The following is a 7,174-nucleotide window of genomic DNA, read 5'->3' on the forward strand; positions in this document are numbered from 1 at the left end:
CAGGAGCAGCAGCATGAACACCATCGGTATCCTCGGCGCCGGCGCCATCGGTTCGGCATTCGCCCGGGCGCTCGCCCGGCAGGGCATCCCCGCCGTCATCGCCAACAGCCGCGGCCCGGAGTCGCTGCAGGATCTGGTCCGCGAGATCGGCCCCTCGATCAGGGCCGGAACCCGCGAAGAGGCGGCGGCGCAGGACATCGTCCTGGTCGCGGTCAACTGGTCGAAGCTGCCGGCGGCGCTCGCCGGCCTGGCGGACTTCGGCGGACGCATCGTGATCGACGCCAACAACCCGATCGAGGCGCCGCTGTTCAGGCCGGTCGAACTGCACGGCCGCGCCTCCAGCGAGGTCTTCGCCGAACTCGTGCCGGGCGCCCGCGTGGTGAAGGCCTTCAACCACCTTCAACCGCAGCTGGTCTCCGGCGCGCCGGGAGCGGAGGGCGGCCGGCGGGTGCTGTTCCTCTCCGGCGACGACGCCCGCGCCAGGGCGGCGGTGGGCGCGCTGATCGAGCGACTGGGCTTCTTCGCCATCGATCTCGGCCCGCTCGCCATCGGCGCCCGCCTGGTGCAGTTCCCCGGCGGCCCGCTGCCGGCGCTCAATCTGGTCAGGTTCGACTGACGGCCCGGCGGCGCCCATGCAGTGACAGCCCGATGCAGGCCAGCGCACCCAGCGAAACCGCCGCATGGAACTCCGGCGAGCCAAACCCCAGCAGCGCCGCGAACGCACCGCCGACCGCGAGGGCGCACCAGGCAACGGCCCGCTTTCGGGCCGGCGCCATGGCCACCGCGGCGCCGATGACCGCGACGGCGGACAGCCCGGCGAAGACCGTGATCAGCAGGTCAAGGCGGCCCTGGACTGCCTTGTTCATGCAATAGCCGGAAACGAAGTCCTCCGCCGGACACCAGGCGCGCTCGGCATGGGCATGCAGCGCCATGCCCGTGAACGCCGTGGTGACCCAGGCAAGGCAAGCGGAGGGGACGGTGAGCAGCCATCGGAGCCAGGTGGGCATGGTGATCTCCAGCGCTGGGAGCTGCGAAAAGAAAGCTGGCGCCTGGTCGAGTACTTCGACTGGCAGACCACGGAGCGCTTCGGCGGCCAGTTCCAGGTGATCTACCAGAAGGACGTCTGACCCGACGGCGAAAACTCGCGCTGGCTGTCGGTCGGCGTGCGGCCGGTGTACGCCTTCACCGAGACGTTCAAGCTGAGCGCCGAGATCGGCCACGACCAGATCAAGGCGACCGACGGCACCCGCAAGCTGACCAAGTTCACCGTCGCACCGACCTGGTCGCTGTCCGGCCCGGGCTTCTGGGCGCGGCCGGAACTGCGCGTCTTCTACACCTACGCCACCTGGAACGAGGCGGCGCAGCGCGCGGCCAGCGAAATGGACCCCGAGTCCGCACGGTCCGAGACCGGCGCCTTAATCGATCGTGCCCACGCTCCTGCGTGGGCACGTTGCAGGGGACACTTCGGCTCGGCGCCTCTGGGGCGCAGGAGCGCCCGGCCCTGGGCTCCCACGCAGGAGCGTGGGAGCCATCAAACCGCGTTGAAAGGGTTGGGATTCAGGCCCGAGAGGCCGGCTTGATCAGACTTTCCGCTGGAATGCCGAACATGCTGTGCAGCCGCCAGACCATCGGCAGAGTGAGCGCGCGCTTGCCATTCAGGACTTCATACACGCGATTGGTCCGCCCGATGGCCGGCTCCAGATCCTTCGCCGTCAGGCCGGATTGCTCCATGCGGAACTTGATGGCGTCAATCGGGTTCGGCAGGTCCACGGGGAAGTGCTTCGACTCGTAGGCCTCGATCAGCGTGACCATGACGTCGAAACGATCGCCTTCCGGCGTGCCGGGCTCCGGCTCATGATCGAACAGGGCCGACACTTCCTTGAGCGCTGCGCGATAGTCTTGATCAGTGCGAATCGGACGAATGTCCATGGCGGTCACTCCATCTCTATGGTGTCGGCATCAATGGCGTCATATTGCGCATGGGTGCCGACAAACTTGATGTAAATGGCGCCGAAGCGGTAGGCAACAGCAACAACCAGTCGGTAGCTATTGCCTTTGATGTTGAAGACAACCCGCCGGCTTTTGAGAATGCTCGCATTGCGAAACTGAGCCTTGATTTCGGCCGGGCTCGACCAGTTGGCTTTCCTGGCTTCATCGATCCAGGCAAGAAGCGGCTGTTCGGCATCCGGGTATTTATCCCAGAAGGCTGTCAGGTGGCTGATGGCGATAATTCTCATGGGGTCATGTTAGTCCCAATATGGGACTTGGGCAATGCCGACGGGTGGCCGTCCTTGGCCGGCGGGTCAGACGGATACACCTTTCGAGGCAAGCGACGCCCTCGGCAGCCGCATCGTCTCCTCGGCAACGCTCAGCTCGAAATGGGCATCACTTCCTCAGCCCGGCTCGCGGATGACATCCCTGCACTTCCTCAGGAAAACCGAGAGGGTGACTGGACTTGTGTATAACGGCGAGCGCTCCTGCGTGGGCACGTTGCAGGGGACGCTTCGGCGCCCCCGGGGCGCAGGAGCGCCTGGCCTTGGGCTTCCCACGCCGGAGCGTGGGAGCCATCAAAACAGCGACACTGTCGGAACAGGCGAGTCCTGCAGCGGAGCAAGGCCGATAACAATGCTGATTCTGGTGATCGATTGAGCGCTTGGCCCCCGCTGCGCGAACTACAGAATGGCCCGGGCGGCAACGCCCATGGAAGGCCGGATATACGAATGCAACCGCACTGACGACAGGGTTGAAACAGCATTACTCACCACTTGTGGGGAGAGTCCATATACATTTGTTAGCTCTCGCTTCGACTTCTTCTATTGAAAATAGAATCTACTGACAAATTACTGGCGGTTTCATTCTTGGTGTCGTACTCAAAGCTTCCATCAATACAAGTTCTAAGTATAAATGATAGCTTGGCGTGGTCGTCTTCGATGTTGATGTTGTACAGGGATTTAGTCGACTCTATCTCGCTTGCGTATTGCTTGTATTCTATGGCGTCAATCGTGATGGCTAAGTCGACACTTCGCATTTCAAAGTAGGCTTCGATATAGACGTTGTCACCGGAAAGACGTTTAACAGATTTTACTTCTGGGTCTTCCAAACCCTCAAAAACATCTGATTCTATATCTATAACTGGAGTCAGTTTGTCGGAGAATACTTTATTATCCAATAGCTGGCTAATATCGCCATTGCTCATTGAGTTCAAATAGTCCTCTGTTTCGGAGATTAAGAAGTGCTCTAGATTGTCCAGTATTTCGTGGCGATCAAATGAGTGAGATATTTTATCAACATTCTCGTTGACGAAATCATAAATGTTTAAGTATGGCCTAATGTTGGCTTTTATTTTATATTCTTCGATGTCTCTCAATAGGTCATTATTGAAAGATAGATTGTTTCCGTTTGATTGGAAGAAGTCGTGCTTGTTGTTTGTTATAAAGGCGACGTTTCCTTCTATTTTGTTTGAGGATAAATAATTTAAGAATGACAGCCAGATCAATGTGTCTCTATATCCTTTTTCTTGATTGGAAAAAGGTTTTACTAGCTTAATGGCTCTTTCTACTACCTTGCTTTGAGGTATGCAGTCATATTCGATGCTATCAATCCAATCGACTTTCTCCTTCAGTATTTTGACAAGGTCATAAGGCTGAAACCCAAGATCATCGATTGTGAATTTTAAATTTCTCGAATTTAACTGCTCGCCCTTCTTTATAAGCCTGCTTAATTCCGATTTAATTTCATTGAGCTCGCGCTCTCTGATGTTATTTGTTTCTTGCGCAACTAAGTCGGAGAGTAGCAGTTCGTGCTGTTCATTGTTCAAAAAGTAAAATAAGAGTTTGAAATTTGCATTGCTTGCAAACCAATTTTTGTAAAAAGCATTAGTATCTAAAAATACTTTCATTAAAGATTGTTCTCAAGTTGCTTGCGTTCTATGGGCGTGAGCTAACGCCCAGCATCAGCGGCGGAGCGAAGCACCGTCCGCTGCATGCTGTTGTTGGGCAACTGAAGCTGGATGCCCCACTTCGGTGGGTACCACTGAGGGATCGGGGCCGGGCGCGGCGTGTACTTTTGCTTAATGCGGGTTCGCCCGGACTCGCCCTTGATCTCGGGGTGCGCAACGCGCGCGTACTTGCTTACCTCGCAGAACACGTTCTGGCAGTCGATGAGCTGAAGACTGCGGCCCCAGAGGCTCTGGAACCTCACGCCCAGCCGCTCGAACTCGTCGTCCGCACGTGCTGCCATGACGTGAATAATCTCGGCCTCACTCAGGCCCGCCGTGTCACTGAAGCACTTGCTGATGCCATCCCGAGCTCCGGGGCCCGCCACGACGAACTCCATCTCGGAGAAGTCGGTCAGCTCGCTGTAGTTGATGTCGATGGCGAACTGGAACGCGAGAAAATCCCCCAGCGACGGATAGCCGCGCAGCAGCTCGAATGCTCCTCGAAGCGAGCCTGCCTTCGCAATCTTCTTCGGGGCTCCATCGGTCATCATGTGCTCGATAAGCCGCAGGTGGTTGCGGTGCTTGCGCGGGCTACCGAATGCTGGTGACGGCATGATGTACGCGGCCGAGTAAACGCGCTCGCCTTCCTCCAGCAGGCCGTCCAACACTTTCGCATATGCGTCGAACGAAAAGTCTCCCCAGCTCAGCGCGCCGAGCCTCGAGCACAGGCTCTCCCACGTTTCGATCTTGTTGAAGAGCTTGAACAACATCGTGCGGAAGAAGACCTCCTCGGCCTTCTGCGAGCCCTCATAGATCACGTGGCGAATGAGGTACTGACTCACACGATCCGATGCGCGGTACGCGTTCGTGAAGCGATGCCCGCTTAGGATCGGATCCTCCGTCCACGGCGGCATGGTGCCGAGCACGCGGCGCATGAACATTTCCTGACGCTGCGAGGCGAAGCGCCAGTATGTGTCGAACACGGGCGTCGTCTTGAGTACGCGCCCGCCCGGCAGCCGGATGTCGTAAGCAGCCCGCATCCTCAATCCGTCCACGCTGCTCCTGTCCGATTCCTTCCGAAAGAGTCTCGCGAATTGTCGGGGTTCACGCGGCTCCGCCGCTCATAGGCCGCGTGAATCCAACCCTGGACGGTTGCCGCATCATCCGACCACGGATGGATGCTCGCGAATCCGCACTCGATATTGTCGTGAAGACGTGGAGGAATCGTGTACGAGTTGTACATGGAGAACGCTGGGCGCGGGTAGGAGGGGAGGATAATGCCGAGCAGCCCCGACCGGGAGTTGAACTGCGTGTGCCGAATCGATGACCCGATTTCCCAATCGACGTGCTTGCGCTGCCACGTCTCCGCACCGATCAAGACTACGGTCACCGAGGTGTCCCGAAGATACTCGTCTCGGATCTTCTGCCGGATGGTATCCGTCGACAGGTACGGGTTGATGTCACCAACCTGCACCGAACCCGGCACGATAGCGCCGAAGGTGTTCCCGAAGCGCTGCTCAAAGAGCCTCTTGTAGCCCTCATCGAGCGCATGGTGGTAGCTGACAAAAACCCTATGTCTGGTGCTCATATCGTTCCTAAAGAAGTTGGTGCCTCTGCTTGGCGTGATCGCCGCTCACGGAGTGGGGCTCGTAGATAAGTTGGCGGCGCCCCATGTCGAGCGTCACGCGTCCGCCAGGGCCAGTACATAGCGCGCGGAATATGCGATAGCCGTCAAGGATTGCGGTCTCCCATTGCCACAGGGGGACGATCTCGACCTCGAAGCCCTCGACGAACTCCTTGACCGTCTTCAGTAGATCCAAGTCGACGTGATCGAGCCCCTCGAAGAACTTGAGCTGCTTGGCACGGCTGAAGACAATCGCGGAAACCGCCTCCTCTATGATGCCTGCACGCGCGCCATCCTGCGCCTCGTCGACCGTCGAGTCGCTCTTGCGCTTGGTCCGCATGAGCGCACGCACAACCGGCGACCACCCGAGATGCACCGCGTAGGCGAAGTGGAATATGTCGTGGAAGCGGTAACCATCCGGGTCTTCAATATTGTCGGTGAGTCGGTCACCGAAGTTGATGTCATTACACCGCAGGATGACGGCCCGGTGGTTGCCACGCGCGCGTTCGAGGAAGTCGACCTGCAACCGTCGAGGAAGCTGCTCCTCTACCGGGAAGGCATCGTCGAAGAGGGGCACGTAGCGCTTCTCGTCGGGCCAGCGGCTCCTAGTCTTCTCCGTGTTCCGCACGGCAGCATTGCATAGGCAGACGTCGGCATCATTGGCGATCGCCGCCAGGAGCACCCACACACGCCTCAGGGGCGTCCTTATGTCGTCGTGCCTCGATGCGCTGACCGCCGCGAGCACCTCGCCCACGGCCGCTCCGAAGTCAAGATGCTCCGGAAGCTGAGTGCTATCCGCAGCCGGGAGCGCGATCTTGTCGGGCTCGGGCAACTCCTCGAGCAGGCCGGGTACGGTGACCGCAGTGAGGCGCACGAAGTACCAGAGGAAGTCGCCAATCTCCTCAACCACCTTCTCGCGGTAGACCGGGTAGGCATCACGCTCACGACACTTTTTCTTCAGCTCCGCGACGACGCTACCAGCTTCGCCTATCAGGCCCATTGCGAGCAGCGCGGCGTGGTCTGGCTTGTCGTTAAACTTGTCGGTCTTAGCTGCGCGCGCAGCGAATTCGAGCAGCCAGTGATTGTCCGTCATAGCGCACTCCTGCGTGTAGCTCACTTCGCCGCAGGAGCCGCTGCTCGCTCGTGCTTTGCAAACTCCAGGGGATCACCCTGTACGCCCCATTTGCCCTCGCTCTCAAGCCAGTGAACCGCCCCGGGTTTCTCGGAGGCTCCAACCTTTGAGAGGATGGAGCCATGAAGACAGCAACGAAGTATTCCCCTGAAGTCCGGCAACGGGCGGTTCGCATGGTGCTCGAGCATCAGGACGAGCACGAGTCGCAGTGGGCGGCGATCCACTCCATCGCGGCGAAGATCGGTTGCACGGCCGAAACGCTGCGCCGCTGGGTAAGGCAGGCCGAACGCGATACCGGACTTCGTGAGGGGCAGACGACGCCCGAGCGTGAACGGATCAAGGCGCTCGAGCGGGAAGTGCGTGAGCTGCGACAGGCCAACGAGATCCTGCGCAAGGCCTCGGCGTATTTTGCCCAGGCGGAGCTCGACCGCCGCTTCAAGCGATGAAGGCCTTCATCGACGATCACCGCCAGGTCTACGGG

General features: G+C 59.2%; 8 protein-coding genes, 2 pseudogenes and 1 other annotated feature. Of the genes and pseudogenes, 3 read left to right on the top strand and 7 right to left on the bottom strand.

Annotation, left to right across the window (positions count from 1 at the left end; all coding sequences use genetic code 11):
- The first annotated feature begins 13 nt into the window (after positions 1-13).
- Positions 14-616: an NADPH-dependent F420 reductase gene (locus tag EV691_RS17805; RefSeq protein ID WP_131298732.1), complete on the top strand. Its 603-nt coding sequence runs from the start codon at positions 14-16 to the stop codon at positions 614-616.
- Here the strand turns inward: EV691_RS17805 and EV691_RS17810 are convergent.
- Positions 603-1,007: a hypothetical protein gene (locus EV691_RS17810; protein WP_165496556.1), complete on the bottom strand. Its 405-nt coding sequence runs from the start codon at positions 1,005-1,007 to the stop codon at positions 603-605. The genes EV691_RS17805 and EV691_RS17810 overlap by 14 nt on opposite strands.
- Positions 1,008-1,025: 18 nt before the next feature.
- Between EV691_RS17810 and EV691_RS17815 the strand changes: the two are divergent.
- A pseudogene (locus EV691_RS17815) lies at positions 1,026-1,433 on the top strand (carbohydrate porin); the annotation flags it as partial.
- Between the two features lie 124 nt (positions 1,434-1,557).
- Here EV691_RS17815 and EV691_RS17820 read toward each other — a convergent pair.
- The 6 genes from EV691_RS17820 to EV691_RS17845 form a co-directional block, all read right to left on the bottom strand.
- Entirely contained in the window at positions 1,558-1,929 is a 372-nt protein-coding gene (locus EV691_RS17820) for a helix-turn-helix domain-containing protein (protein WP_131298734.1), read from the bottom strand.
- Positions 1,930-1,934: 5 nt separating this feature from the next.
- The gene (locus tag EV691_RS17825) at positions 1,935-2,237 is read right to left on the bottom strand and encodes a type II toxin-antitoxin system HigB family toxin (RefSeq protein WP_131298735.1); all 303 of its coding nucleotides are present in this window, start codon (positions 2,235-2,237) and stop codon (positions 1,935-1,937) included.
- A 554-nt stretch (positions 2,238-2,791) separates the two neighbouring features.
- Positions 2,792-3,898, bottom strand: a complete 1,107-nt coding sequence (locus EV691_RS17830) for a PIN domain-containing protein (RefSeq protein WP_131298736.1) — start codon at positions 3,896-3,898, stop codon at positions 2,792-2,794.
- Positions 3,899-3,939: 41 nt separating this feature from the next.
- Positions 3,940-4,977: a nucleotide kinase domain-containing protein gene (locus tag EV691_RS17835; protein ID WP_165496558.1), complete on the bottom strand. Its 1,038-nt coding sequence runs from the start codon at positions 4,975-4,977 to the stop codon at positions 3,940-3,942.
- A 2-nt stretch (positions 4,978-4,979) separates the two neighbouring features.
- Positions 4,980-5,525, bottom strand: coding sequence for a TIR domain-containing protein (locus tag EV691_RS17840; RefSeq protein WP_131298737.1), 546 nt, complete (start codon positions 5,523-5,525; stop codon positions 4,980-4,982).
- A 7-nt stretch (positions 5,526-5,532) separates the two neighbouring features.
- Complete coding sequence (locus EV691_RS17845; protein ID WP_131298738.1) at positions 5,533-6,654, bottom strand: pyrophosphatase; 1,122 nt, start codon at positions 6,652-6,654, stop codon at positions 5,533-5,535.
- 161 nt (positions 6,655-6,815) lie between these two features.
- Between EV691_RS17845 and EV691_RS17850 the strand changes: the two are divergent.
- A pseudogene (locus EV691_RS17850) lies at positions 6,816-7,174 on the top strand (transposase); the annotation flags it as partial.
- Positions 7,094-7,174: a sequence feature (AL1L pseudoknot), on the top strand. This feature is flagged as partial in the annotation. (Overlaps the previous pseudogene by 81 nt.)

The sequence above is a fragment of the Azotobacter chroococcum genome, from assembly GCF_004339665.1.
GTDB classification, from domain to species: domain Bacteria; phylum Pseudomonadota; class Gammaproteobacteria; order Pseudomonadales; family Pseudomonadaceae; genus Azotobacter; species Azotobacter chroococcum.